At 45.7% G+C, this 234-nt stretch carries 1 pseudogene; it reads right to left on the reverse strand.

The features are described from left to right. Positions 1–17 precede the first annotated feature (17 nt). Positions 18–234 (reverse strand): annotated as a pseudogene (locus Q4519_RS22145) (LysR family transcriptional regulator); the annotation flags it as partial.

Below are 234 nucleotides of genomic sequence, written 5' to 3' on the forward strand. Positions count from 1 at the left end.
TGCACATGGTTTTGCTCTTAATAGCTTTCAAGCGTCCATAAGTCCTGCTTGACTAAGGCGAGTACGTGATGATTTTCACTCACTAAGCAAATTTGCCGATCAACAAATAGAGTCGCGCAATCAACGCCTTCGGGTAAATAATATACCTTCAAGCGGCTATCATCGGTGAGATCTCGCCCAGTAATCGAAAAGTCTAACTTGCCCCGCTGCAACCCTTGCATCGAGTTTTCTGCC

It is taken from the genome of Motilimonas sp. 1_MG-2023 (genome assembly GCF_030547455.1).
GTDB lineage: Bacteria > Pseudomonadota > Gammaproteobacteria > Enterobacterales > CBDFNC01 > Motilimonas.